Origin of the sequence: Corynebacterium uterequi, from assembly GCF_001021065.1 — a bacterium.
Taxonomy (GTDB): Bacteria; Actinomycetota; Actinomycetes; order Mycobacteriales; family Mycobacteriaceae; genus Corynebacterium; species Corynebacterium uterequi.
In genome coordinates this window covers 601,628-628,085 of sequence record NZ_CP011546.1, presented here as the reverse complement: position 1 = coordinate 628,085, position 26,458 = coordinate 601,628, and the positions used below count along the sequence as shown (strand labels likewise).

At 62.7% G+C, this 26,458-nt stretch carries 25 protein-coding genes and 1 other RNA gene; 9 read left to right on the top strand and 17 right to left on the bottom strand.

Features of this window, described 5'->3' with window-relative positions; all coding sequences use genetic code 11:
- Window positions 1-36: 36 nt before the first annotated feature.
- The 6 genes from CUTER_RS02950 to CUTER_RS02925 all read right to left on the bottom strand — a co-directional run bounded on the left by CUTER_RS02950 (window position 37) and on the right by CUTER_RS02925 (window position 5,368).
- Window positions 37-792: an iron ABC transporter ATP-binding protein gene (locus CUTER_RS02950; protein ID WP_047259173.1), complete on the bottom strand. Its 756-nt coding sequence runs from the start codon at window positions 790-792 to the stop codon at window positions 37-39.
- Window positions 789-1,835: an iron chelate uptake ABC transporter family permease subunit gene (locus CUTER_RS02945; protein WP_047259172.1), complete on the bottom strand. Its 1,047-nt coding sequence runs from the start codon at window positions 1,833-1,835 to the stop codon at window positions 789-791. The genes CUTER_RS02950 and CUTER_RS02945 overlap by 4 nt, the downstream gene beginning before the upstream one ends.
- A complete protein-coding gene (locus CUTER_RS02940) occupies window positions 1,828-2,823 on the bottom strand; it encodes an ABC transporter permease (RefSeq protein ID WP_047259171.1) in 996 nt (331 codons plus the stop codon). Before CUTER_RS02940 ends, CUTER_RS02945 begins: the two co-directional genes overlap by 8 nt.
- A 92-nt stretch (window positions 2,824-2,915) precedes the next feature.
- Window positions 2,916-3,953 carry a siderophore ABC transporter substrate-binding protein gene (locus CUTER_RS02935; protein WP_047259170.1) on the bottom strand — a complete coding sequence of 346 codons (1,038 nt, stop codon included), beginning with the start codon at window positions 3,951-3,953 and terminating at the stop codon, window positions 2,916-2,918.
- 177 nt (window positions 3,954-4,130) lie between these two features.
- Window positions 4,131-4,547, bottom strand: a complete 417-nt coding sequence (locus CUTER_RS02930; RefSeq protein ID WP_047259169.1) for a hypothetical protein — start codon at window positions 4,545-4,547, stop codon at window positions 4,131-4,133.
- Between the two features lie 77 nt (window positions 4,548-4,624).
- Window positions 4,625-5,368 carry a hypothetical protein gene (locus CUTER_RS02925; protein ID WP_144412241.1) on the bottom strand — a complete coding sequence of 248 codons (744 nt, stop codon included), beginning with the start codon at window positions 5,366-5,368 and terminating at the stop codon, window positions 4,625-4,627.
- 172 nt (window positions 5,369-5,540) lie between these two features.
- On the opposite strand from CUTER_RS02925, the gene CUTER_RS02920 reads away from it, so the two are divergent.
- Window positions 5,541-7,034, top strand: a complete 1,494-nt coding sequence (locus CUTER_RS02920; RefSeq protein WP_047259167.1) for an MFS transporter — start codon at window positions 5,541-5,543, stop codon at window positions 7,032-7,034.
- Window positions 7,035-7,050: 16 nt separating this feature from the next.
- Here the strand turns inward: CUTER_RS02920 and CUTER_RS02915 are convergent, their stop codons facing one another.
- Entirely contained in the window at window positions 7,051-8,490 is a 1,440-nt protein-coding gene (locus CUTER_RS02915) for an alpha/beta hydrolase (protein ID WP_047259166.1), read from the bottom strand.
- Between the two features lie 205 nt (window positions 8,491-8,695).
- On the opposite strand from CUTER_RS02915, the gene CUTER_RS02910 reads away from it, so the two are divergent.
- From CUTER_RS02910 to CUTER_RS02895, 4 genes are read left to right on the top strand one after another with little or no spacing between them, the layout of a single operon-like run.
- The gene (locus CUTER_RS02910) at window positions 8,696-9,745 is read left to right on the top strand and encodes a hypothetical protein (RefSeq protein ID WP_201775045.1); all 1,050 of its coding nucleotides are present in this window, start codon (window positions 8,696-8,698) and stop codon (window positions 9,743-9,745) included.
- 41 nt (window positions 9,746-9,786) lie between these two features.
- Window positions 9,787-11,157, top strand: coding sequence for a phage portal protein (locus tag CUTER_RS02905; protein ID WP_236684779.1), 1,371 nt, complete (start codon window positions 9,787-9,789; stop codon window positions 11,155-11,157).
- Entirely contained in the window at window positions 11,132-12,394 is a 1,263-nt protein-coding gene (locus CUTER_RS11005; protein ID WP_052844001.1) for a VG15 protein, read from the top strand. Before CUTER_RS02905 ends, CUTER_RS11005 begins: the two co-directional genes overlap by 26 nt.
- Window position 12,395: 1 nt before the next feature.
- The gene (locus CUTER_RS02895) at window positions 12,396-12,683 is read left to right on the top strand and encodes a hypothetical protein (protein ID WP_047259164.1); all 288 of its coding nucleotides are present in this window, start codon (window positions 12,396-12,398) and stop codon (window positions 12,681-12,683) included.
- 997 nt (window positions 12,684-13,680) lie between these two features.
- Here the strand turns inward: CUTER_RS02895 and ssrA are convergent.
- Window positions 13,681-14,063, bottom strand: a transfer-messenger RNA (tmRNA) gene (ssrA, locus tag CUTER_RS11240).
- 360 nt (window positions 14,064-14,423) lie between these two features.
- Between ssrA and CUTER_RS02885 the strand changes: the two genes are divergently transcribed.
- Complete coding sequence (locus CUTER_RS02885; protein WP_144412239.1) at window positions 14,424-15,290, top strand: hypothetical protein; 867 nt, start codon at window positions 14,424-14,426, stop codon at window positions 15,288-15,290.
- An 11-nt stretch (window positions 15,291-15,301) separates the two neighbouring features.
- The gene (locus CUTER_RS02880) at window positions 15,302-17,677 is read left to right on the top strand and encodes a PfkB family carbohydrate kinase (RefSeq protein WP_082121239.1); all 2,376 of its coding nucleotides are present in this window, start codon (window positions 15,302-15,304) and stop codon (window positions 17,675-17,677) included.
- Here CUTER_RS02880 and CUTER_RS11950 read toward each other — a convergent pair.
- Window positions 17,674-17,796: a hypothetical protein gene (locus tag CUTER_RS11950; RefSeq protein WP_269079418.1), complete on the bottom strand. Its 123-nt coding sequence runs from the start codon at window positions 17,794-17,796 to the stop codon at window positions 17,674-17,676. The genes CUTER_RS02880 and CUTER_RS11950 overlap by 4 nt on opposite strands.
- 219 nt (window positions 17,797-18,015) lie before the next feature.
- Between CUTER_RS11950 and CUTER_RS02875 the strand changes: the two genes are divergently transcribed.
- Window positions 18,016-19,344, top strand: coding sequence for an ISL3 family transposase (locus tag CUTER_RS02875; RefSeq protein ID WP_236684754.1), 1,329 nt, complete (start codon window positions 18,016-18,018; stop codon window positions 19,342-19,344).
- A gap of 25 nt (window positions 19,345-19,369) precedes the next feature.
- Here the strand turns inward: CUTER_RS02875 and CUTER_RS02870 are convergent, their stop codons facing one another.
- From CUTER_RS02870 to prfB, 8 genes are all read right to left on the bottom strand, one after another.
- Window positions 19,370-19,765, bottom strand: coding sequence for a hypothetical protein (locus tag CUTER_RS02870; protein ID WP_047259163.1), 396 nt, complete (start codon window positions 19,763-19,765; stop codon window positions 19,370-19,372).
- Between the two features lie 570 nt (window positions 19,766-20,335).
- Window positions 20,336-20,758, bottom strand: coding sequence for a hypothetical protein (locus CUTER_RS02865; RefSeq protein WP_047259162.1), 423 nt, complete (start codon window positions 20,756-20,758; stop codon window positions 20,336-20,338).
- Between the two features lie 16 nt (window positions 20,759-20,774).
- Window positions 20,775-21,017 carry a phospholipase A2 gene (locus tag CUTER_RS12020; RefSeq protein ID WP_330217691.1) on the bottom strand — a complete coding sequence of 81 codons (243 nt, stop codon included), beginning with the start codon at window positions 21,015-21,017 and terminating at the stop codon, window positions 20,775-20,777.
- A gap of 515 nt (window positions 21,018-21,532) precedes the next feature.
- Window positions 21,533-22,240, bottom strand: coding sequence for an SDR family oxidoreductase (locus CUTER_RS02860; protein WP_047259161.1), 708 nt, complete (start codon window positions 22,238-22,240; stop codon window positions 21,533-21,535).
- A 74-nt stretch (window positions 22,241-22,314) separates the two neighbouring features.
- A complete protein-coding gene (gene smpB / locus CUTER_RS02855; RefSeq protein ID WP_047259160.1) occupies window positions 22,315-22,803 on the bottom strand; it encodes an SsrA-binding protein SmpB in 489 nt (162 codons plus the stop codon).
- 35 nt (window positions 22,804-22,838) lie between these two features.
- Complete coding sequence (gene ftsX / locus CUTER_RS02850; RefSeq protein WP_047259159.1) at window positions 22,839-23,741, bottom strand: permease-like cell division protein FtsX; 903 nt, start codon at window positions 23,739-23,741, stop codon at window positions 22,839-22,841.
- A 26-nt stretch (window positions 23,742-23,767) separates the two neighbouring features.
- Entirely contained in the window at window positions 23,768-24,442 is a 675-nt protein-coding gene (locus tag CUTER_RS02845) for a cell division ATP-binding protein FtsE (protein WP_236684753.1), read from the bottom strand.
- 27 nt (window positions 24,443-24,469) lie between these two features.
- The gene (gene prfB, locus CUTER_RS02840; RefSeq protein WP_047259157.1) at window positions 24,470-25,570 is read right to left on the bottom strand and encodes a peptide chain release factor 2; all 1,101 of its coding nucleotides are present in this window, start codon (window positions 25,568-25,570) and stop codon (window positions 24,470-24,472) included.
- A gap of 50 nt (window positions 25,571-25,620) precedes the next feature.
- Between prfB and CUTER_RS02835 the strand changes: the two genes are divergently transcribed.
- Window positions 25,621-26,454, top strand: coding sequence for an inositol monophosphatase family protein (locus CUTER_RS02835; RefSeq protein ID WP_236684752.1), 834 nt, complete (start codon window positions 25,621-25,623; stop codon window positions 26,452-26,454).
- The last annotated feature ends 4 nt before the right edge of the window (window positions 26,455-26,458 follow it).

Sequence of the window (26,458 nt, the reverse complement as noted above, 5' to 3'; positions counted from 1 at the left end):
GCGCCCCAACGCCACACCCTCAGGCCCGGTACCCGCCTAGTGGTAGCAGGCCAGGGGCCCGTCGGGGCCATCGATGACGGTCACCGGCGTGTTGAAAATGTCGGTAAGGAGGTCGTCGGTCATGACTTCGGCGACCGTGCCGAAGGCTTCGATGCAGCCGTCCTTGACGGCGCAAATGTAGTCGGCGTAGCGGGCGGCGAAGTTGATGTCGTGTAGCACCACGATGATCGTGCGCCCGAACTCTCGGGCCGCTCGGCTGAGGTGCTGCATCATCTGCACGGAGTGGGCGATGTCAAGGTTGTTGAGCGGCTCGTCAAGCAGGACATAGTCCGTTTCTTGGCTGAGCACCATCGCCACGTAGGCGCGTTGCCGCTGCCCGCCGGAGAGTTGGTCGAGGTAGCGGCCCTCAAGTTCGCGGAGGTTGAGGAAGTCGATGTAGCGCGAGACGATGCGTTCGTCCTCCGCGGTGAGCCGGCCTTTGCAGTAAGGAAAGCGACCGAAGCCCACGAGTTGGCGCACCGTGAGCTTGGTGATGAAGTGGTTTTCCTGCCTAAGGATGGACACGACGCGGGCGAGGTCTTTGGATTTCGTGGTGGACACGTCGTAGTTGGCCACCTTGATGGCCCCTTCGTCGATGGCCAGCAGCCGCCCGATCATGGTGAGCAGCGTCGACTTTCCGGCGCCGTTCGGCCCGACGAGGGCGGTGATGCCGCCTGCCGGGATTTCCAGGTCGACGGGGCCGATGGCGACGTCGGAGGCGTACTCCTTGCGAACGTTGGTCAGGGTAATCACAAGCGTCCCTTTCTCAAGACGACGAAGAGGAACACCGAGCCGCCGACCAGCTCGATGATGATGGAAACTACGCCCTGCGCGTAGAAGATGTGATTCATGACGAAGTAGGCCGAGCTAAGGACGACGAACCCGATCGCGACGGCCATGGGCAGGATGTATCGGTGGTCGTAGGTGTCGGCGCACTGGTACGCGAGGGTGGCGACGAGGAATCCGAGGAAGGTCATGGGGCCGACGAGCGCCGTCGACACGGCCATGAGCACGCTCACCATGACGAGGATGGTGATGGCGTGGAATCGGTAGTTCAGCCCCAGGTTGGTGGCGGCCTCCCGGCCGAGGGAGACGGCGTTGAGATTGCGCGAGTTGACGACAATGACCACTGAGGCAGCGATGACCAGGGGGATCGCGACTACGTAGTAGTCGGACTCGACGTTGTTGACGGAGCCGAACATGCGGGCGGTGAGGATGTCGAACTCGTTGGGGTCGAGCATCCTTTGCATGAAGGTGGCGACCGATCCCAGTCCCCCGCCGATGATGATGCCGACGAGCAGCATGGCATGCATGTTTCCGCTCTCGCCTGTCAGCAGCCAGGAGTAGAGGACGAGGGACAACCCCACCATGAGCACGACCTGGAGGATGAACATCGACAGGGTTTCGGAGTTGAGCAAGCCAGCGGCGCCGAGGAAGTACACCGTCGAGGTGTTAATGACTCGGAACAGGGACTCGAATCCCATGATGGACGGGGTGATGATCCGGTTGTTGGTCACGGTGTGGAAGGCCACGGTGGCTAGGGCCTGGCAGACGGCCACGATGACCATGGCGAAGACCGAGTTGAGGCGTCGCTGTGCGATGACCCAGAAGGTCTCGCTGCCGAAGGGCATGGGGTTGTCGTAGGCCAACAGGCCCAGGGCGAACAGCCCGGATAGCCCGAGGATGATGGTGAGGATGAGCCAGTAGCGTCGACGGGCGGTGGCGGTGGGGAACGCGCCGGCGAAGCGGCATTCGGCGGCGGGGGCCGCGGCGACGTCGTAGGTTGTGTTAGCCACGTCGGGTCTGCCTCACAATCAACAGGATGAACACGGCGGCGCCGACGATGCCGAGGATGACGGAGACCGGCATCTCGAACGGGGAAATGATCGTGCGCCCGATGAGGTCGCATACCGTGACGACGCCGATGCCGGTGAGCACCACCCAGGGGAGGTTGGAGCGGAGGTCGTCGCCGCGGGTCATCGACACAATGTTGGGAACGATGAGCCCCAAGAACGGCAGGGAGCCCACCACCACGGTGACCACCCCGGTGGCGATGGCGATCATGCCGGTGCCGAGGATGACCATCCGGTTGTAGTTGACGCCGATGTTGGTGGCGATGTCCTCGCCAAGGCCGGCCGCGGTGAGCCGATCGGCGACGACAAACACGGCGACGACTACGACGGCGACAACCCACAACACCTCGTATTGGCCCCGGTAGACGGCGGTGAAGGAGCCGGCGAACCAGATGCTGATCTGCTGGAGCATGTCGGCTTGAAGGGCGAAGAAGGTCGACAGCGCGCCGACGACGGCGCCGAGCATGATGCCGATGATGGGCACGATGAGCGACGAACGCAGGCTCACGCTACGTAGAAAAAGGAAGAACACCATGGTTCCCACGAAGGCGAAGATCACCGAGCCGATCATGCGCTCAAGGATGTTAGCCGTGGGCAGGAAGAACATGACGATGAGCAGGCCGAGGCCCGCCCACTCGGTGGTGCCCGTGGTGGTGGGTTCCACGAAGCGGTTCTGAGTGAGCATCTGCATGACCAGTCCAGACATGGCCATCGCCGCGCCGGACAGCACGAGGGCAACGGTGCGGGGCACACGGGTGATGAAGAACATCTCGCGGCCGCCGTCGCTGAGCAGCGAGTACTCCCCTACGAGGAGAGAAGCCGCGAGGAGCGCGACGACGCCGACGGCGGCGGCGAGGAAGGTCGCAGAGATCAGCGGCGCGCGGGTTCTCCCGGCCCTGTCCTCCGCGAGGGTGAGGGTGCTAGGTGACATCGTTCTCACTTAATGGTCGATCATTAAGAAAAGAGGCGAAGCGTTGGCTCGCTTCACCTCTTCAAAGTGTACGGGGTTAGATAACCGTAACCTTACTTGGCCGCCTCGAACTGGTCGGCGATGGCGTTGAGGATCTCGGTGTACGTGATGATCGACTCGTTGGTGTAGGTGTCCGACGGTGCGATGTAGACGTTGCCTTCCTTCACAGCGGTGACGTTGGCCAGCGCCTCAGCTTCCTTGAGAACCTGCTCGGCATTCTTGAAGCCGGCCTCGGTCGCCTTGGAGGTGCCGGCGTCGCGGTCAAGGACGAGCAGCCACGTCGGGTTGGACTCTGCGATGGTCTCGACGGAGATGTCGTCACCCTTGTGGTTGGAGGAGCCTTCCGGAACCTCCAGGGCGGGCTTGAGACCCAGCAGGTCGAACAGCGGACCGTAGGTGCGGCCGACGCTGGGGGCAATGAATCCGATGTCGCCGCCGGAGACGTTGACAGCCATGACGGTGTCCTCGCCGTTGTAGGCGGCCTTCGCACGCTCCAGGGCGGCGTCGAAATCAGCGATGAGCTTCTCGGCCTCGGCTTCCTTGCCGAAGACCTTGCCCAGGCCCTCGGCGTGGCGGCGCAGCTCTTCGTCGAGCGGCTCGCCCTTCTTCGGCTCGAATTCCACGATGGCGGCCTCCGGGGCCAGCTTGCCGAGGTCCTCGTAGTACTTCTGGAAGCGCTGCCCGGAGACGATGAGGTCCGGCTGGGCGGCGGCCAGGGCCTCCAGGTCCGGCTCGCGGTGGTTGCCGAGGTCGACGATGCTGTCGTCGGTCTTGTATTCCTCGATGGTGGGCGGGATGAGCTTCTTCGGGGCGGCGACCAGCTCCACTCCCCAGTCAGCGAGGATCTCGAAGGAGCGGTTATCGAGCGCGACGACGGCCTTGGGGTCGGCCGGCACGGTCTGCACGCCGTGGTTGTCCTCGACCTCGATGGTGCCGGCGGCGGTGTCCTTGGCGTCGGAGGCGGCCTCCGACGCGGCAGAGGTGGCGGAGGAGGTGGCGTCACCGGCCTGGTCAGCCGTGCCCTGGCAGGCCGTGAGCCCCAGGGAGGTGGCGGCGAGGAGAGCGATGACAGCGCGCTTCATGTTCACCATCGATATGTCCTTTCACAGTAGAGATATAGAGCCCACCAGAACTAACTAAGGGTAGGCTAAGCAGAACTGTATCATGGCAATATTTTGATAATCAATACCCAGCCCCATCCCAGCCAGCGCACACGACAAAGCCCACCCCCATCACTACGGGGGTGGGCTCGAAAAGATGCCGGCGAGCTACTTGCCCTTGCCGGTCAGGCCGCCGGCGAGCAGGCCCAGGCCGATGGCGAGCAGCCAGGAGTCCTTGGCCAGGGACAGGCCCTTGTTGGACGGGCGGATGCCGTCCTCCTCGCGGTTCTCCGGGTCAGCGAAGTACATCGAGAGCAGACCTGCAGAGAACGCGGTGAGGCCAGCGCCGGCCAGCGCGTTGGGAACGAAGGGCGCGAGCAGCGCCGCACCCAGGGCGGTCTCCGAGTAACCGAGCAGCGGGCCGAACTTCTCGGTCGGGATCTTGTTCACGGCCGGGATCGCCGTGGCGGCGAAGCCCTGGAGGTACGCGGAGGTCTCAGCGTCGGCGCTAATCTTGCCGTAGCCGGAGTTGAGAATGAAGGCGCCCGGGATAACACGAAGGGCTGCGCTGGTCAGGCAGTTCATATTCACACCTTTTTGTTGATACGTCGTCTAGCTGACTTCACCGAGTTTAGATGTATCGACCGAGACTTCGCAACCGTTTAGAACACCAAACGCCACGCCGGCATTGTGGGATCGATCACCCACGCCGCAGCCTCTACTCGCGCCGTCACACCGCTTGGAGTGTTCACGACGGCGCCGTCGTCGAGCCGCACCCCGGTGACCACGCGGTGTACCAGCTCAAGCAGGACAACGTAGGCCTCCTCGACGCCTAGCGCGGCGTCGACCACCTGCACTTCCCAGCCGCCGAAGTGGGACAGTCCGTAGGAGTAGGCGGTGGTTCCGGCCTCGCCTTCCCACGCCCACACCGGCGCCCACAATTCCACGGGCAGCTTCGCCTGCTCACTCACCACGTCCCTCAGCGCCGAGGCCGACCACGTTGTCCCGTCGATGGCGTAGCCCACCACCTCAGGCGCGTCGGCCAGGGCCGCCACCACCTGCGCATGGAGCTCGTGCACCTCCACGGAGGCGTCGGCGGAACCGAAGGCGAGGATCACCACGTGGGCACGGTGATCGACAATCGCCTCCACCTCCGGCGGGGTTGCCGAGATGGGGTGAATGTTTCGTAGTACCCCGTCGCCGCCGAGGGACCGCTCGATCACCGTGAGCCCCACATGCATACCGCCTCGTTCGACGGCGAGGGCGGTGCCGTCGCCGCCCGGGTTGAGCCCGGCCTCGTCGAGCAGCTCCCGCAGGTCGGCGGTGCTCAGCGGCCTAGACAACAGAAGCGCACCCACGGCGCGCGCCGGCGTGGGCGAGGGCGAGGAAAGCGGTTTTTTCGTCACGCCCATCAACACTAACCGGCGAAGACATGCCGCCAGTGCGGGGCCCAATCCACTGTTTTGGTCGCGTCGATGCAACTCGGGTGCGTAATCTTTCATAGGTGAAGACCTCAGCGGGCGGATCGCCCCGCCGAGCACGCATAACGACCGTCAAGCCGTGGAGGACATCACGACAATGGCCCACTTAACGACGCAGAAAACCGACTACCGCGGCAACGACGTCGCCCTCGCCGGGCTGGTGCTCTCCGTTTTGACGTTCTGGCTGTTTGCCCAGTCGACGCTCAACATCGGCCCTCTCATGGCCGAAGACCTGGGGATCTCCGCCTCGCTGCTCAACGTGGCCATCGCCATCACGGCGCTGTTCTCCGGGATGTTCATCGTGGCGCTCGGCGGCATGGCGGACCGCTTCGGTCGAGTGCGGCTGGCCATCATCGGCAACGGTCTCAACATTGCGGGTTCGCTGTGCATCGTCGTCGCCGGCGCCACCCTTCCGGCTGTCATGCTGCTGCTCGGGCGCATCCTTCAAGGCCTGGCTGCGGCGTCGATCATGCCCGCCACCTTGTCGCTCGTGCGCACCTACTGGTCGGGCGCCGACCGGCAACGCGCGGTGAGCATGTGGTCCATCGGTTCCTGGGGTGGGACGTCCGTGGCGGCGTTTCTCTCCGGAATGCTCAGCGCCACCGCGCTGGGGTGGGTATCAGTGTTTTACGTATCCATCGCGGTGTCGCTGGTCGCCATCGCCATCATCAGCCGGATTCCCGAATCCGCCCCAGCGAAGGGCGTTTCCTCGCACACGGACTACGCGGGCATTATCACCCTGGCGTTGTCCATGGTGGCGCTGCAGATCGTGGTGACCATGGGCGCAGACCTCGGCTGGCTCAGCCCCACCATCGTCGCCCTGGCGGTCACCTTCGCGGTGGTCTTCTGGCTTTTCCTCCGAGCGGAACGCCGCGCCCATCATCCCATCGTTGACCTTGCCGTATTCAAAGACCTCGTGTTCACCGGCGCGACGCTGTCCAACTTCCTCGCCAACGCCACCGCCGGGCTCATCCCCGTATCCATGTGGGTCATCCAGTCTGGCGCCGACATGACCCCGGAGCAGACCGGGTACCTCACTATCGGCTACGCCGTCGCGCTCATCGGGTGCATCCGCGTGGGCGAGAAACTGCAGCAGAAGGTCGGTTCCAAGGCGCCCATGAGCGCCGGGCTGATCCTGGTGGTCATCGCCATCACGCTGCTCATGGCGACCAACGTCACCACCCACACCTACGTCGTCCTCGTCATTATTGCGTTCACCGTCTATGGCCTGGGCCTCGCGCTCTACGCGACCCCGTCCACGGACGCGGCGCTGACGTCCCTGCCGCCGGAGCACACCGGCGCCGGCGCGGGCATCTACAAGATGGCGTCCTCCCTGGGCGCTGCCTTCGGCGTGGCCATCCCGACGGCGATGTTCACCGCCTTCAACACCGACGGCGTGGCCTGGCTGCCCGAGGCGATCGCCTTCGTGGGCGTGCAGCACAACATCGCCGAGCGCCAGGCCGGCATGGTGGCCATGGGCTCGGTGTGGATCATGGCGGTCATCGCCCTAGCCGCTACCTTGCTCGTGTTGCCCCGGGGCGCCGGCAAGGACATGCACCTCGACGGCGCGGACGCCGCCGACGCCGCATAGGGCCTGCAAGCGCCGGTTAGGGAACCAGGTGTGCCCCGGCCACGACGACGTCCCGGCTCGCGTGCAGGCTCACCTCGGTGACCGTACCGGGGTTCGGCAGCTCGACGACGGCCGTCGCCGGGTAATACAGCCCGTTCGAGTACTCCCCCGCGCGGCTGACCAGCGCGGGGTGATCCGCACCGATGGTGTGGGTGAACGAAGTGCCGTCGGCAAATGCCACCTCCACGGTGACGTCGGCGGGAACGTCGCTGCTGCCGAAGGGCGCCAGGTGCACGGCGAGCGCCGACGCCTCGCCGTGTGCTTCGGCGCGGAACTGGGTGCCGATGGCCACATCCGCGTAACCCGCAACCACGCCGACGTCCGGGATGGGGCACGCTTTGGGTCCAGGGTTGGGGTTCATCGAATCCTCCGGGGTGCACGTTTCACCGAAACGATCCGGAGCGATAAAGCGCGCACCGGCCGGGACGACGAACTCCCGCGACGGCGCCTTCACCGGCTCACCGGCAAAGAAGGAGGTGGCTGCCTGCTTCAGTGCCTCCTCGTGCGCGGTGGCGTCGGGGCAATCGATGAGGTCACAGCCGGTGCGGTCATCCTTACCCGCCGCACTCAGGGTGCGGTTGATGTAGTTATGGCCCAGGCCCGGCAGCTCGACGGCGCGGGCGGTGTGCGTGCGCTGCTCACCCGCGTGCGCACCCAGCCAGAGCATCGCCGCCGTGCCCACGTCCTGATCCTCACCACCGACGAGCGCAAGGTAGTCCACGTCCGGGCCGGCCTCGGTGGCGGGCAGACCCGGGATCACCTCGTAGGCGGGCCCGTAGGCCAGGACTTTCACCTGGGCGTCCGGGTACATCCGGCGCACCACCTGCGGCACCGCCGACGACCGCGAGTGCGCGACGACATGGACGCGGCTGGTGTCTACGGAATCGCTGGGCAACTGCCCGACCAACGCGGCGACGACCTGCTCCCACAAGCCCAACTGGTCATACGGGGTGGTGAGGTCCGCTCCCGACCACACCGCGGACAGGTCCGGGATGACGACGGCGTAGCCCTGCTCGGCGAGGTGTTCGCCCAGGTAGACCATGCCTTCATCGAAACGACGCTCAGTGGTTCCCGGCGGGCACGGATAGGCCACCGTGTCATCGGAGCAGTTCGGACCGCGCAGGTGGGAAATAATGACTAGCGGTGCGGGCGCGGAGTGATCGGCGGGAAGAACGACCTGCCCGCGCACGGGAACGGTCATGCCCTCAACGTGTGCCTCACCCAGGGTCAGCGAGCGGTGTTCAATTCCACGTTGCTGCTCGTTGCTGCTGCCTGCGGCGTTCGAGGAGGAGACAAGCAGGCTCGACGCGGCGTCGACGATGGCGTCCCCACCGAGCGCGGTGGAGATAGCGGTCACGAGGCTGAGCAACTGAGAGGCGGCGGAGCGGGTGCCGGGACGACGGCGGAGGTAACGCATGGGAGATAAGGTACCGGAGTCTGGCTGAATAGGAGTCAGCCCTGGTCAGTGGGGTGAAGGGTCTCTCGGAAGAGAAACAAAAAGAAGGATTGTTACGAACGGTACCTGCCGACTTCGACCCGGTTTTCAACGATGCCTTCGGCCACCACGCCAGATCATCATCACCCGCCTTGGCGGCTTCCGTAAGGTCAACGGCCAGGAGCATGTGAAGCTGGTCAATGGCGGTAGTTGCGAGTTCATTGCCAGGTCGAAGTCGTCGGGCCGTGGGTTCAGCGTGGACACCTTGGTGATGGAGGAGGCGCAGGAGATGAACGATGAGGCGTTGTCGGCGTTGTTGCCGACGATTTCGGCTGCTGGTGAGGACACGCAGCAGATCATCATGGGAACGCCGCCGGCGCCGACTGATCTGCATGGTGAGGTGTTTCGGCGCACTCATGATGCGGCTCATGCGGGGACAGATTCGACGTTGTGGTGGGCTGAGTGGTCGGTGTTGCCGTCGGAGGACAGGGCTCTGATTGATGCTGATGATGTGGATTTGTGGTATCAGGCGAATCCTGCGTTGGGCCGGCGTATCACGTTGCAAACTGTGCAGTCTGAGCGGGCGGCGATGGATGATGATTCGTTTCGTCGTGAGCGTTTAGGCGTCTGGGATGTGGAGCGGACGTCGCGTGTGTTGCCGTTGGAGGATTGGCAGGCGTGCGCTGACCCGAATTTGTCTGATGATGGGGAGCCGGTGGCGTTAGCAATTGATATTGCTCCGTCGCGTGATTCGGCGTCTATCGCGGCTGCCGGCATGACTGTTGATGGTCATGTGTGGGCGGATGTGATTGAAAACCGCCGCGGCACACCTGAGTGGGTTATCCCGCGCCTGAAGGCAATTTTGGAGAAGCAGGAAGCCCGCGCGGTTCTTATCGATGTGTTGTCGCCGGCTGGGTCGTTGATTGACCCATTGGAGGCGGAGGGCATCAAAGTCTCGCGTATCGGGTCGAGCATTATGGCCGCGGCAACGGCGCAATTGTATGACGCTGTGATGTCGCATGATTTCCGGCATTTGGATCAGCCGTCGTTGAACTTGGCGGCTGCGGCTGCCAGGAAACGCAAGCTTGGTGATGCGTGGGCGTGGAACAGGTCGAACCCGGACGCGGACATTACTCCGTTGGTGGCGGCGACGTTGGCGTGTACGGGGCGGACGTATTCGAGGGCGAAGCGTCCTGTGAAGCCGGTAAGGGCTAGGAGGAAGGTGACAGTATGGTAGCGGATGTTTTTTCTCGTGAGGAGAAGGCGCTGGTGGATTCGATGCTGGCGCAGATTGTGGCGCACTCGGTGGCGAACCGTGAGCACGCTGCCTACTATGATGGTTCGTTCTCGGCGAAGCTGCTAAGCATCTCTGCTCCGGAGCATATTGGCCGGATGCTGAAAACCGTCTCCGGCTGGGCTGGCACAGCAGTTGATGTGCTCGAGGAACGCCTGGACTTCCTCGGCTACGCCGATGACGATTTGGTTGATGCGTTTGAAGCGAATGCTTTGGATGAGGAGTCCGGGCAGGTTCACCTCGACACACTGATTTACGGCATCGGGTTTGTTTCGGTGACTGGTGGTGGTGTGGGGGAGCCGGAGCAGCTTATCCGTGGCCACGACGCGAACAACACCACCGGACTACTAAACCCGCGCACCCGACTGTTCGACGCGGCACTAACCCGTGAGGTTAAAGACGGTGAGGTTGTTGGCGTTGACCTGTGGTTGCCGGACCAGGTGGTTAAGGCGCGTAGGGAGCGTCATGGTTCCCCGTGGGAGATTGTCGGCCGTCAGCGTAATAACCTCGGGGCGGTTCAGATTGTGCCGTTCGTTAATCGGTCTCGTATCGGTGACCGTGGCGGGAAGTCTGAGGTGACTGCGCCACTGCGCCGATACGCGGACGCTGCAGTGCGCACCCTGATTTCGATGGATGTCAACCGTGAGTTCTTCTCGGCGCCGCAGCGTTATGCGATTGGCATGAGTGCTGATGATTTCGTTGGCCCTGATGGTCGCCCTCTGAATCCGTGGCAGATTCTCACAGGGCGCGTGTGGTCGACGGGCGCGGTTGGTGATGATGAGCGTGAGCCGAAGCTTGGCGAGTTCGCCCCGCAGCCGCCGGGCCCTTTCCTTGACCAAATCGAGGGACTAGCGCAGCTGGCTGCCGCCGAGGCTGGTTTGCCGTCACACTACTTCGGTCTACGAGGCGACCAAGCAACATCAGCCGACGCTATCCGCGCGATGGAAGCACGACTGGTTAAGCGCGCGGAGCGACGCCAGAAGTCTTTTGGCCGCTCCTGGTCGCAGGTCTCCCGCCTGGTGCGTGCCGGGCGTGACGGTATGCCTGTGGCTGATGTTGAGGCATCGCGGACGCGCTGGGGTAACCCGGCCACACCAACGGTTGGTGCGACGATGGACGCGATGGTCAAGGCCGTGCAGGCGGGTTTGGCGCCGGGTAATTCTCGGGTGATTTGGGACCGTGTTGGTTTCACCCCGGAGGAACAGCGGCTGTTGGAACGCGAGGTAGCGCAGCAGCGGGTCGATGCCCGTGCCGCGATGTTGGCGGGGTCAGCAACGTCTGCGAAGCAGGCTCCCATCTTCGCAGACGAGGGGATAGGAGAGTTGACTGATGGATTATCAGCAGATTCGCCGTGATTACGTTGGTTCCCTTGAAGGCTTGGGAAAGCTGGCCTTGCAGGACTTCACTGCTTGGTGGGACCGGACAGAGGGAACAGGCTTCTTGCGCCGTAGGGAGTTGTTGGAAGAGCCGTTCACGGCGATTGTGCAGGCTTACGGTGAGCAGGCGGCTCGGTCTGCGGCAGACTATTTGTTTCTACAACGCTCACTTGACGAGACGCTGGCTGGTGCTGCGTACCCTGATGTTGCGGCACCGGTAGAGTATGGACAGGCGGTGTCTGCGTATCGGAGCGCGACACGGTTAAGTAATAAGGATTGGGAGAAGTTTATTGCAAAAGGTGAGCAGTACTCCGGCGCTGAGTTTAATGCCGTGACGTTTAAGAAGCTTTCCGGCGCTCTCAATCGCCTTGTTTTGCAGCCTGCTCGTGAGACGATTCAGACAAACATTGCTGAAGGGACACTGTTCGCTCGTGTGCCTGAACCGGGAGCGTGCAATTGGTGCTTGATGCTGGCGTCACGCGGTGCGGTGTATTCTGCAGATACCGCGGGTATGACGAAATCTACTCGCTACCATGACCATTGTCGCTGTGTAGCGGTCGAGGTCAGCGAGCAAGCCCCGTTGCCTGCCGTTAATCGCGAGCTTGAGCAGGCGTGGAAGAAGGCCACTAGGGGCGGTGGTGGCGAGGCTGAGGCCTACAGGGAGTGGAAGAATTACTTGGACCGGCGCTCGAAGATTTTGCAGACGCAGGTAAAGTTTCCGGATATTCCTGGGGTCAACGTTCCCGAATACCGGGGTAAGACAGAGAGGTTGGCAAAGGTAGGCAAGGGCGGTTCCGTGGTGGTGCCGCTTCCCCCTCTGCAACAAATCCCTGGGCATGTTCTTTACGGTTGGAGGACAGCCCCGCCGTGGGGGCGCAGGCGTGCATCATCTCAGCGGAGGTCGCCTGGTGACTATTCCATGGACAACAGGTTTGGGCACAGGCATGACAGCAACATCAAGGGTACGACTTTTTCCGCCTCGTGGAGTGACCAAGAGATTGTCGATGCCATACGGGATGTACTCGAAGGGGGAGACATTACAGTCGAGCAAGCTCCACAGAAATTAGTTGCTGATCCGCAGGGGAATGAATGGAAAGCAGACTATGATTACCGGGTAAAAGTTACTGGTAAAGTCGGCGATAAGGGTATTATTGTTAAGTTTAAGGTTGTTAACGGCGTTCCTGCGCTGCCGTATGGCTACCCGAAAGGTAATTAAGATGGATATTCCACAGTTCGACAGCCCAATCGACCTATTCAACTATCTTATCGAGAATGGGCCGGATGTTGACTCATTGGTGCTCGATGGATGCCGTGACGATGCTCATGCTGGACAGGTAGCTGATGGGATTATGAGCTACTTCCTAAATGTCTATGATCAATTCCCAGAGGATATTCAGGAGCATTTGTTCGCCGTTGTACGTAAAAATGTACGGCTTGTCTCTGGTAATGAGTCAGACCTTGAGCTTGCTGATTTTGTTGGCGCTCCATGGGACTGCTTCGCCTAATGTGGAAACAGTTTCTTAACCCCGTTCCGCTGTTGTGGTTCGGGGTTTTCTTATGCCATAAACAGGCCACCTAGTTGGGTAGGCCAGGGTGCAATTCCCTGTATGGCCACGGCATTGACCCCACATTCCCCTGGCGGGCTCTGTGGGGTTTTTGCATGTCCATGTGTTTTTCTCCCAGGAGGGGCAAACAAGTTATGTCTACGAATGAAGCGGCCGCTGATGTACCGGCCTCCGATTCCACGTCAGATGCTCCGGCGCAGGCTGTACCCGTCGCCCGGCGTCTGGGACGTCCACCGGGTTGACGCTAATCATCTCGCGGCGTACCGCTTCAGCACATGCGGCCTTAAGGCGTTTGTAGGCATGATGGTTGACGGCGTGCGCGCCAGGGTAGGTGCGCTGTACGGCATCCCACCACCGGTAAACATCACGGCGCTTGAGGTCGACTAGCCGTATGGAAGCTAGGCGTGTGATGTCTTCGTTTTGGTCGCCGGGCGCTAGAGGTTGCGTGATCCGGTTCGATGTCACGCGCAGGTAGTGCTGCACGGTGGACTCGCGCGGCGGTTTCGTGCGGTGGCTTAGGTTCTCATGGAACGTGTTCAACCACTGCCTCACGGTGGTGGCGGCTTGCTTTTCGAGCTGCTTACGGCGCTTCGGTGGCGTCCACTGCTCTAGCTCCATTAGGCGACGTTCGGCCGCTAGCCACCCTTCAGCGTCTGTTTTCGTCGTGAAGGACTTGCCGGGGGTGTGTAACTGTTGATCCGGTCCCGTGTACTCGCACTAGTAGCGCTTGCCCTTCTTTCGCAGCGTCCCGAAGCTGCGTCGTGTTCCCATCGTGCCTAGCTCTTCCTGGTAGCCGGGAAGCGTGAAACCTTCCCGTTAGATTCCCGTAGTGAAGTCACTTCACGGCACCTTGCGGCCGCTCTAGGCATGAAAGCATGAGCTCTACCAGCATAAATACGACAAAACCCCCGGTCAGTGACGACCAGGGGAATGCCTTTTGTGGAGCTGCGGGGAATTGAACCCCGGTCCTCCGGCACTTCGCCAGGGCTTCTCCGTGCGCAGTCCGCATGGATCTCTGCTCGACCCTCCGGCTTGGGCGGACGCCGCCCCGGATGATGGGCCCAGTTAGCGGTAGCAGTCCCTCCCAGCCCCGCCAACGCGACTGGGAAGCAAGTCACCTAAGTCGATGCCAGGGTCCGGGCCAGTGACGAACCCGGTCTGACAGACACGCAAGCTCGCTTAATTAGGCAGCGAGGGCGTAGTCACGCTGAGAGGTCTTCTCGGCGCTTATCAGTTGCTGCGACGCTTACGGTGGTCTCTAGCCTGCACCGGCACGCTTCCCCTGGCTCAATATCCGAAGTCGAAACCAAAATCAGCCCCAGATACTGCCGCGGGATGAGGAAAGGGCGTAACACCAGGTACGTCCCGCGGTAGGGTGCTCACTCTACACCCCGGCGCCTAGAAAAGACAAGGCCCCACCCATCCGCGGGCCACACTCGATCCCTCGACACCGCACCTTCCACGCTCGTGGAGGCCTATTCTCCTCCCGCTAGCGATACACCCGAGATATTCGAACATACTCTCGATTTCTCACCGTTCATGAAGGTTCGTAGGGCTTGTGGTGTGCGAGAATAACACCAACCTCATCCTCGCTCCTCACGAAAGGCGAACTCCGCCGTGACGATCCACTCTTTTCCCTCTTCCTCCCACCGCCATTTCAGTCTCGTAGGCATCACCGTGGTGTCTGCCGCAGTCGGGCTCCTGCTCACCGGCTGTAGCGACCCCGCTGAGCACGACACTGCGCCTAGCAGTACCCCCGCTATTACTGTGACCTCGACGGCTCCTACCTCGACCACTCCTGCTGAGGTGCGCACCCTCGTCCACGGGCTCGACGTCACCGGGCTCAACCAGGTAGACCCGAACGGCCTCGTTCTCGCCACTGGTGATCCAGGCGGGTTCGTCTACACCACCGACGGCGCTCGCGGCGAGTGTTTCTTCAACCGGGGTGCTGTGACCTGCACGGGTTCGAAGATCATCACCCTGGACGCCTCGGCCACCCACGAGGGTTTCCTCGAAGGCGCACCCCCGGCGAAAAGCGAACTGGCCACCGGCGACTGGGTGGATCTGGGCTCGGTGGCGTGCGCCGCGCCGGACGCGCACACGCTGACCTGCTCGTCTGAAGCTGCCGCGTTCACCATCACCGGCCCAGATCGCTCGGTAAGCACCACCGGAACCACCGCTGCGGCCGACCCCACCCCGGACATCTTCGCCCACGCGAGTGAACCCACAGCGTCGGCCCACTCCAACCTGGCCACCGATCACTACACCAGCGATGTCGTGGTCACCGCGCCTGAGCTGTGCGGCGCCGCGGCAGGCTGGCGGCTGGCTGAGGTGCAAAAGGGCACCATCAACTGCGAAGAGGCGATGTCCGTCCTGGACCGCTACGAGGAACTTGCACCCATCGAAGGCACCGGCAACACCCTGGTTACTACATTCGACGGGTGGGGGTGCTCCTCGCCCACGTACGTCCGCTCCCACGAAATCGGCGCCAGCATTGTCTGCGAGCACCTCGAACGCGGCATCCGCATCACCGACCCGCTCATTTAGGACTATCGATCATGATCCGCATCTACGGCGAAGCCCTCGTTGACCTCGTCCCTTCCAGCAATGACCCGCTCGCCGCGCTCACGCCGGCGCTCGGCGGAGGTCCCTTCAACGCCGCCATCGCCGCCGCCCGCTTGGGCGCCGAGGTAGCCTTCCACTCCCGTATCTCTACCGACGCCTTTGGTGCCCAGCTGCTCAACACGCTGGCCGATAATGGCGTGGACGTCAGCCACGTCCAGCGCGGACCTGAGCCGACGACGCTGGCGGTGACCACCCTGGCCACGGATGGGTCGGCATCGTACAGCTTTTATGTCGCCGGTACCGCGGACCGCTTCAACGCCTCGAGCCCACACCCGGCGCGTGTCGCCGCCTTCGGTACCTTGTCGTTGGCACTGGAGCCTGCAGCATCGCGCTACGTGCGCACCGCTGAGGCCCTTGCTGAGCAGGGCACCGTCGTCCTTCTCGACCCCAACATCCGCCCGATGAGCGACACCGACGATCACCGCCGGCGCCTGCGCGGCCTGCTGCCGTCGGTGAGCGTGCTCAAGCTGTCCGAGGAGGAGTTGGACTTCTTCGGCGACGCAGTGAATACGGTGCCCGTCGTCGTCACCACGCGCGGCAGCGACGGACTGGCTATTCGCGCCGGCCAGCGCCACATCGACGTACCCGGCGTGCCGACGGAGGTGATGGACACCATCGGCGCGGGAGATACCGTCGCCGGGGTGATCTGCGCGTTGCTCGACGCGGCCGGCGCCACCAGGGACAACGTCACCGAACTGGATTGGGAGTCGATCGGCGCTACCGCGGCGCGGGCAGCGGCGGTGACGTGCTCACGCGCCCCCGGGTTTCTCGGCGCCGTCGAACGCATCGGCAACCGACTCCCCCACCCCTTCTGGCTGTTCGTCATCCTGTCGGGCACGGTAGCGGTTGCCTCGTGGCTGGGCTCGCTAGCCGGAATGAGCGCCACCCGCCCGGATACCGGGGAGCGGGTCGACGTCGTCAATCTGCTCACCCCGGCTGGGCTCTCCCAGATGGTCACCGAGGCCGTCACCAACTTCGTCAGCTTCCCGCCGCTGGGTGTCATCATCATCGCCATGCTGGGTGTGGCCGTCGCTGAGTACTCAGGCATGCTTGCCGCCGCGGTCCGTGCCCTCGTGGCCAAGACGGGACCACGCACGCTCACCTTCGCCGTCGCCTTGGCCGGAGTGACCGGTTCGGTGGCGTCGGACGCCGTCTATGTCATCGTCATCCCGCTGGGTGCGATGGCCTTCTATGCGCTGGGCCGCTCCCCCATCGTCGGCGCGATGGTGGCGTTCGCCGCCTCCAGCGCCGGTTTTAACGCCTCCCTGGTGCTCAACATCACGGATCTGCTGCTATCAGGCATTTCCACCTCCGCCGCGCAGCTCGTGGACCAAGACTATGTTGTTACCCCGCTGGCGAACATCTACTTTGTCATCCCCTCCGCCATTGTGCTGTCGCTCATCATCACCGCCGTCACCGAGTTCTTCGTCGACGGCAAGGCACACGAGCTCATCGATCACGACCACATCAACACCGACGAGGTTTCCTTCGGCGAATCCCCGGCTCACACCGATGAAGAACGCCTGGAACAGCTGCGGCTCAACGCCTCTGAGATCCGTGGTCTGAAGGTCGCCGCCGCCGCGCTGATAGGCATGCTCGTTGTCTACTTCGCACTGCTGCTGGTTCCGGCGTCCCCGCTGGCCGGCGCTGAGGGAGATCCCATGGCGTCGCCGCTGATCACCGCGATCGCGGTGCCGATCTCCTTAATGTTCCTGGGCATCGGGTTGGCCTACGGGCTGGCCACCGGTTCCATCAGCACCGCCGGTGACATCCCCGAGATGATGGCCAAGGGGATCACCACCTTGGTGCCGATGTTCGTCCTCTTCTTCGCGGTGTCGCAGTTCCTGGCCTGGTTCCAGTGGTCCAACCTGGGCCAATGGACCGCCATCAAGGGTTCTGAGCTGCTGCAGCGCTGGGACTTACCGCCCGTGGTCCTTTTCGCTGCGTTCGTCATCATGGTCGCATCGTTGAACCTGCTCATCACGTCCGGGTCTGCCCAGTGGGCACTCATGGCGCCCATCGTGGTCCCCATGATGATGTACGTGGGCGTGGCCCCCGAAGTTACTCAGATGCTCTACCGCATCGGTGACTCCCCGACGAACATCATCACGCCGATGAGCCCTTACTTCGCCCTGGCGCTCACGTTCCTGCAGCGCTATTACTCCAAGGCCGGCGTCGGCACGCTCATGTCCCTGGCCCTGCCGTACTCGCTGACAATGATGAGCGGCTGGTTCCTCTTCTTCCTTGCCTGGTATTACCTCGGCATCCCGCTCGGTCCGGGCTCGGCGATGCACTACCCGGTCAGCTAGGCGGCCGCCACAACCAGGTGGCAGCCGCCGGCGTCGCCCGCCGCCACAACCAGGTGGCAGCCGCCGGCGTCGCCCGCCGGCACCGGCAGGTGGCAGCCGCCGGCGTGGCCCGACGGCACCGGCAGGGACTATTCCGGGCTCTTCCGGTTTGACGGTGGACACGCGGGCTAAGCCGCCGTAGGTGGCCTCGGCATGCCACCAAAGGCTTATACGGCTCTTCGCGTTTGAGTGTGGGTGAGTGTCTCATCCCGGGGTGGGTGTCGTGCACACAATAAGGGCCGAGGCCCTAGCAGGATAGGGGATACCACTCACCAATCCTGAAACGAAGGCCTCGACCCATGTCCGATCCTACAACCAACCCCCAGCAGGCCATCAACCGTGACCCCGCCGGTTACTGTAAGCGATGCGACGACCTCGTCGGACTAGACGGGGTGCACGTCCTTAGCGTCCACGACCGCGACGAGTACCGGGAAATCACGGTCGAATCCGATCCCACACCACGGGCGTGCCCCGACTGTCACGGCCCAGGCGCCGCCCATGGGCGGGTACCCGTAACGCTGGTAGACATTCCCTCTTTCGGTAGGCCGGTGAGGATCTGCTGGCTCAAGCGCCGGTATACCTGCCCCGCACCCGGCTGTGCACGCACGACCTTCGTCGAGTACAATCCCACGGTTGCGCTGCCACGCCAGCGCATAACGGTGCGCGTGGTCGCCTGGGCGTTAGAACAACTACGCCGGGAGCACGCCACCATTAATTCCCTTGCCCGGCAGTTATCAACTGCCTGGTCCACCGTATGGAAGCCGGTCAAGGCTGCTCTTGAGGCCTTAGCTGCTGACCCCACACGCTTCGACGGGGTCAGCGCACTAGGAGTAGATGAGCACATCTGGCACCACACATGCCGCAGCAAACGCGGCCCGAAGGAATTTACGGGGATGGTGGATCTTAGCCGCGATGACCACGGCAAGGTCAAAGCTAGGCTTCTTGACCTGGTCCCAGGACGCTCAGCCAGCGTGCTCGCTGGCTGGCTACGGCAACGAGGGGAGGGTTTTCGTTCCCGGGTGGATATCGCCGCGTTGGATCCGTTCGCCGGGTACAAGCGAGCCATTGATGACACCCTCGACGACGCCACCGCCGTGTTGGATGCTTTCCATGTCGTCAAGCTGGCGGTCACTGCTGTCGATGATGTCCGACGCAGGTTGTGGCAACATATCACCGGCCATCGCGGCAGAAGCGGAGATCCGTTGTACGGCATTCGTACCATTGTGCGTTGTGATCCTCGTCGGCTCACTGAGCGTCAGTGGCAACGCTTTGATGCGGCTATCGCCGCCGATCCGCGTCACGAGGAGTTGTTTATTGCCTGGCAGGCGGCGCATGCCCTGCGGGCGGCGTATCACGAACCGGACATGGCTGCAGGCCGGCGAGCGGCGTGTGAAGCGTTGCGGAGTCTGCCGTCATGTCCGATACCGGAGATGGCCCGGTTAGGCAGAACGTTGCGTAGGTGGAAGGATGCCTTTTTGGCGTACTGGGACACCGCGCGCAGTAACAATGGTGGCACGGAAGCGATCAATGGGCTGATCGAGCTTCATCGCCGCCTGGCAAGAGGGTTTCGCAACCGTGACAACTACCGTCTACGGATGCTGTTGATCGCCGGGGGGCTACGCCTGTGACCCACACTCAAACACGAAGAGCCGCTTATACGCCCCCGGGTACATCGGCTCGGGCGCACTGTCGACGCGAATTCCATCGGCGGACCAGCGCCCGAAGCATCTCACCGGCGGCGGCGTAGATGATGCCGAAGCCAAGGGGCACCAGTAGCTTGTCACCAATCGACGAGGGTTCGTCGATAAAAAAGGAATATTCCACGACCAGGATAGTCACCCCGAGAACGGCATGAACCCACGCAAAGCGCGAACCGAACAGGGTAATGACCCGTTTCCAGAGCAGCACCACGGGAATCGCCAACTTAAACATGAAGACGCACCAATCCACATTATAGAACAAAACATGGGACGTCAGAGAAATTGTGATAATTATCGCGATCAGCTCAAATATCGGGTACCGAGAAAACAGCCAAATCGATTTATACATACCATTTCCTTCCAGATCGGATTTTCGGACGTCGGTTAGGGTTAAGCCTGCCGACCGCTCCGCAGTAGATCTCCGCAGCGGCAATGCAGGACCGGCGCTGCGCACCTTGCCCCTCACAAACTTGCTTCAGATATTCCCACACGAGGAGGACTACACCGAGGACGACGTGAACCCACGCGAAGCAAGGGTGAAAGAGGGTGATGACCCACTTCCAAGTTAACGCCACCGAAATTGCAACAGGGATGACCAGCACGTAACCTACCCAACGCATAGGAAAAAGGAATGGAGACGCAAGCATGCTTATAACAGCCAGCAGTACCTCGAATGCCGGATAGGCTGGAAACAATTTTTCCCAAAACGAACCCTTAGAGATCCGGCGACAAAGCACGCCTATCCCCTTTTCTAAATTAAATAAGCCGGCATCTACGTCAGAGCAGGTCAGCCCTACATCGCAACCCTCGTCAAATAACATTCATTACACATCGATAAAAACCAGAGCCGAATCTACCAATTACAATCTTGACGAGGCCAGACCTTGCTACGGCCCATCCCTCAACTTTATCCATGGGTTCACAAGTTCATTGAAGGACTGTCGACTCCTATCTCTTTTCCCTTCGGGTAGCGCTTCCGCACTGCCGCACGCAGGATTTCCCCGATGGCCGGGTAGATAATTCCTAGAGCCAAAGAGACGAAAAGCTTGTCACCAATAGCGGTCGGCGCATAGAACAGGTACCGGTACTCCAGCACGAGGATCACCACACCGAGCACGATGTGGACCCACGCGAATCGAGACCGAAAGAGAGTAATGATCCACTTCCAGATCAGCGCCACCGGGAATGAAAACGCAATGAGAAACATGTACAGGTCCCAGCGCATCGGAAAAAGAAGCAGAGAGGCCAGGATGCTAATTATAGCAAGCAGCAGCTCCGCTATCGGATAAGCCACACCCAACCTGAACCAGAAAGATTTTTCCTGAAACTGATGAATACCCACTTCCAGCCTTCCTACCCTAGGGATTTATACTATTTACCACACGGTAATAAGTCCGCGCCGCATTACGGAATTGGACCCTCCCATAAGTCTGACCGTCACACACTTTCCTTAGGTCTGCCAGGAAAGCCAGATTGCAGTCGTGATGTGACCCAACCTTGTTATTGACTGCCTGATAGCATAAGTCGTGAAGGGCGCATGCGCCACGAAAGTCGGCAGTACCCAGCCAATCCGGGGAATATGAGCAGTAGTCATGTAACATCCTATCTGGACGCGACGGATCCGGGTCATAGATGTAGTGGTTTGGAATATCCACACCATTGTTGTTATATGGAACAACGAGCGGAACATCAGGACCCCGGGGGGCATTATCTATGATGTAGTCCCCTTCCCCTCGCTGCATCAGACTCATCTCGAACTGTTCGTCAACAACGATCTTGAGACCCAGGTCCCGTCCTTCTAAGTCTACGATGCGGACGCCGTCACCCATCTTCTCAAAGGTGAAAGTAATGGGCCGGCCACCCGCATCATTGAGGGTATAGACTTCTGAATCGTTCTCAGCCCCCAGGACGACATGCCAACCTCCTAGGCTGCCACATAGTCCGTACCCAATACGATTGACGCAGCTAGAGCCATCGCCATCGAGAGCGCTCTTCCACTAAACACTTCCATCCCCTTCCGTCTTGATATTGAAAATCACTCTACGGAAGCGGTAAAGGCAGTGAGCTGTCTAAGCTAAAGCTTCAATGAAAATCAACCCAACTTTAGGTTAATTCTTCACCTTCCCAGCCCCGAGGGGTTGACCCGCACCATGGGAACGGTCGCATCTTGTGGCATGTCTACAGCCAGGCGCACCGCGCGCGCGATCGAGGCTGGCTTGGCCCACGCGGCACCGTCATAGTCGGCGTCGGCGAAGCCCTCCGCGCGGCGAAGCTGCCGCTGCATGTCCGTATCCACTCGCCCCGGGTGGACGGAGGTTACCCGGATGCGGCCCAGTTCTTCCTCTCGCAGGGCGTCGGTGAACGCCACGAGGGCGTGCTTTGTGCCGGCGTAGATGGCCTGCCCCACCCCGGAATGCAGACCTGATCCGGAATTGATGGTCACCACGGTGCCGCGCGTGGAGCGCAGCGCCGGCAGCAGCAGGCGGGTCAACTCCGCGACGGCAAAGACGTTGATCGCGAAGGACGCCCGCCAATCCGCCATCGTTAACTGCTCAATTGGGCGTCGTTCCAGCACCCCGGCCGAATGCACTACCGCGTCGAGGGAGCCTTCCTTATCTAGCCCGGTGTCGGCCACTGCGCGGGCAACGGCGTGCTCGTCGGTGAGGTCGGCCACGAAAGCCTCGGCGTTCGGCAGTTGAGCCACCACCTCGTCGGCACCGGCGGGCGTCGTCGAGCCTACGAGGATCCGGTAGTCTCGGCCTAGCTCCTCGGCGATCGCTCGCCCAATGCCTCGTGACGCCCCGGTCACCAGAATCGTTTTCACGGATCCTTCACTCTCCCTAGCGCTGTTGTGGCTATCTTGTTGGCGTAGACGCGACCCCCAGCGTCGGAGCCGTACTAGGCGTTAATGCCCTTGATCTTGCGCCCGAGCTCGCGCACGACTTCGCGTTCCTCCGTGCGGCGCTTGATCGCCTGGCGCTTGTCGTAGTCTTGCTTGCCGCTGGCCAGTGCCAACTCCACTTTGAGCCGGCCGTCCTTGAGGTAAAGCGACAGCGGGACGAGGGTGCGCTTGCCGTCGCGGACCTTGCCGTAGAGAGAGTCAATCTCCCGGCGGTGCAGCAGCAGCTTGCGGGTGCGACGGGGGGAATGGTTGGTCCAGTGCCCCATGGAGTATTCGGGGATGTGGAGGTTGCGCAACCACACCTCGCCGTCGTCGATGGTGGCGAAGGCCTCGACGAGGGACGCCTTGCCCTCGCGCAGGGACTTGATCTCGGTGCCTACGAGCACGATGCCGGCCTCGTAGGTTTCGAGGATGTTGTAGTCGTGCCGCGCCTTACGGTTGGTGGCGATAGTGCCGGGGGCCTGCTTCTTTTTCTTCTTCGCCATAACCCAATAAAAGTACCCGACGCCGCCTCATTTTCCTAGGAACGCACGTATGCCCGCAGCGCACCGGCGGCCGCCAGCCCGGCGACGACAACCCCTACCACCCCCACCAGGGGCATGACCATGAGCACGTCGGCTTCGGTAACGCGGGCAATGATCCGGGCGTCGTAGAGACCGGACAGCGCGGGGGCGGCAACGAGGCGGTTGCCCAGCACCACGCCCACCGTGGCCAGGATCGCGCCGACGACGCTGGCCAGCACTGCCTCGACGACAAAGGGGGCGTGGGTCATGGCGCGGGTGGCGCCCACCACCCGCATGATCGCCACCTCCTCGCGCCGGTGGTACGCGGACAACGCCACCATGTTGGACACGAGGAACACAGCCGCGAGTGCCTGGAGCACGGCCAGGGCGAAGGCGGCGTTGCGGATGGCGTCGAGGTGTCCCGTCGCGGCGCGGACGTCGTCGCTTTGGTCGATGATCCTTAAGACACCGGGCATCTCAGCCACGCCGTCCAGCGGGGAGGCGTCGGTGGGATCAGTCAAACGCACATGCAGTTCCGCGGGCAGGGCGCCGGGCGAGGTCTGCTCGACGAGTACCGGGTCGGACTCGGCGAACAGCTCCCGGAAACGCTCGAACGTCTGCTGCTGGTTGCTAAAAGTGACCTCCGCCACGCCCTCATTGCTGCTCAGGCGGTCACGCACCGCGGCACACTCGGGTGAGGTGCAGGCGGCGTCGGCGGCGGAGATGGCGGCATCGAATTGCACGAGCACCTCCACCTGGTCCAGGTACATGGCCTTGGTGTCCCTGGTCATCTGCCCCACCAGCACGCCAACCCCCAGCAGGGCCAGGGAGATGGCCGTGGTGATGATGAGGGCGACGGTCATGGTGAGGTTACGGCGCAGGCCTGCCAAGCCCTCGCGGAGCACAAAACCGGTAGTCATCGTTAATTGACCAGCCTTTCCTCGGGTTAACGGCCGCGGGTGGAGTAGACACCGCGGGCGTCGTCGCGCACGATCTTGCCGTAATGCAGCTCCACCACCCGCTGGCGCAGCTGATCCACTGCCCGGGCATTGTGCGTGGACATGACCACGGTGGTGCCGCCGGCGTGGATTCGGGTGAAGAGGGCCATGATCTCCTCGGCGGTGTCTGGGTCCAGGTTGCCGGTGGGCTCGTCGGCCAGGATCGCCAGCGGCTTGTTGACCACGGCCCGGGCGATGGCGACTCGCTGGCGTTCGCCACCGGACAGCTCGCTGGGCATCCGGTTCGCTTTCGCATCCAGGCCCACCATGGCCAGCGCTTCCGGCACCGCAGCGGTGATGTCAGCGGCGGGCCGGCCGATGACCTTCTGGGCGAAAGCCACGTTGTCGTAAACGCTTAGCCGCGGCAGCAGCCTAAAGTCCTGGAACACATACCCGATACGACGGCGCAGCTGCGCGACCTGCGCGCCACGCAGCTCATCGACGCGCATGTCGGCGAAGTGCACCGCCCCGGAATCGATATTCTCCTCGCGGGTGAGCACATTAAGCAGCGTCGACTTCCCCGAGCCCGAAGGGCCGATGAGGAAGACGAACTCCCCGGCGTCGATGCTGAGATCGATGTGGTCCAGGGCCGGGCGGGTCGACGTCGCAAAGGACTTCGTCACCGACTGAAAGGAAATGACAGGCACCTTTTACTCTCCGTTCTGCTGGGCCATCCGCCACCGGATGCCTGCCTCTAGGAAACCATCCAGGTCCCCGTCGAGCACCTTCTGCGGATCCGACACCTCGTAGTTATTCCGCAGGTCTTTCACCATCTGGTAGGGGTGCAGAACATAAGAGCGCATCTGGTTACCCCAGGAGGCGTTGCCGCCGGCACCCAGCGCGTCGAGCTCCGCCTTCTCCTCCTGGCGCTTGCGCTCTAGGAGCTTGGCCTGAAGCACTCCCAGGGCGGAGGCCTTGTTTTGGATCTGGGACTTCTCGTTCTGGCAGGTCACCACGATGCCGGTGGGCAGGTGCGTGATCCGCACCGCCGAGTCCGTCGTGTTCACGCTCTGCCCGCCGGGGCCGGAGGAACGGTAGACATCCACCCTAATGTCCGTGTCCGGGACCTCGATATGGTCGGTCTTTTCCACCACGGGCAGCACCTCCACCTCGGCGAAGGAGGTCTGGCGCCGCCCCTGGTTATCAAAGGGGCTGATGCGCACGAGCCGGTGCGCGCCCTGCTCCACCGACAGAGTGCCGTACATGTACTCCCCGTGGACGATGAACGTGGCGGACTTAATGCCCGCCTCCTCCGCGTAGGAGGTGTCCAGCACGTCCACGCGGGCGCCGCTCTTCTCCGCCCACCGGATGTACATGCGCATGAGCATCTCGGCCCAGTCGGCGGCGTCGACACCGCCCGCGCCGGAGCGGATGTTGATGACCGCCTCGCGGGCGTCGTACTCCCCCGAGAGCATGGTGGTGACCTCCAGGGACTCCACGGCCTGGGTGAGCTCCGCCAGCTCCGCGTCGGCCAGGGAAACGTCGCCTTCCTCCTCGCCGAGCTCGTACATCACCGGCAGGTCCTCCACGCGCTGGCGCAGCTCGCGAACCTTACGCAACCGTGCCTGCACGCTCGCTAATTCGGTGGTGACCTCCTGGGCGTGCTCGGGATCATCCCACAACGACGGATCCGCCGCCTGCTGCTCCAACTCGCGCACCCTGGCATCCAGCTCGTCGAGGTCCATCACCTTTTCGATGGTGGTGACGGTGGCGTCAAGGTCGGCAATTTTTGAGCTGGTCTCGGGTCGCATGCCTAAGCATGCTACCCGCCGCCTGTGCGATGAGGTGCACAATGGAAGCCATGACCGACGCCACCGCCCTCATCGACTCCTTCACCGCCGCCCACGCCGCTGACAGCGACGAAGACCTCGCCCGCGCCCTCGTCCATGATGCCGGCCAGCTCGCCGACCGGATGCGAGCTCAGGGCCTGACCACCGATTACAAGACCTCCATCTCCGATGTCGTCACCGAAGCCGATCGCACCGCCGAGGCCTTCGTCGCCGGCGTGCTCTCCGCGCTGCGCCCCGGCGACGGACTGCTCGGCGAGGAAGGCGCCTCCCGCGCGTCGACCAGCGGCCGAACCTGGGTCATCGACCCCGTCGACGGCACCTATAACTTCACCTCCGGATTCAGCTACTACTGCTCCGCCCTGGCCCTGGTCGAGGGCGACCCCCTGGCCCCCGACGCGCTACTCTTCGGCGCCGTCCACCGCCCCACGCCGGCCACCACCTATTTCGGCGGTCCCGGCATCCCCACCACCGTCAACGGTGAGCCCGTCGCCCCGCTGACCCCGCGTCGGATGGCCGAGACGTCGCTCGTGACCTACCTGCACCCCGGGACCATGAACCCCGGCCCGGTGCGAGACACCTGGCTGGCCGTCGCCGGCCAATTCGCCACGCTGCGGATGTTCGGCGCCGGATCCGTGGATCTGTCGCTGGTGGCCACGGGCCACGCCGGTGCCTGGATCCAGCGCGCCGGCGCGGTGTGGGACTGGTGGCCGGGCAAGGCGCTCGTCGAAGGCGCCGGCGGGGCGGCTCGACGCGTCGAGGCCGGCGGCACCGCGTGGTTGGTGGCGGGCTCGACGGCCATCGTCGACGAGATCGCGGCGGCTTTTGCCGCCGTGGACGCTCAGTGACTTC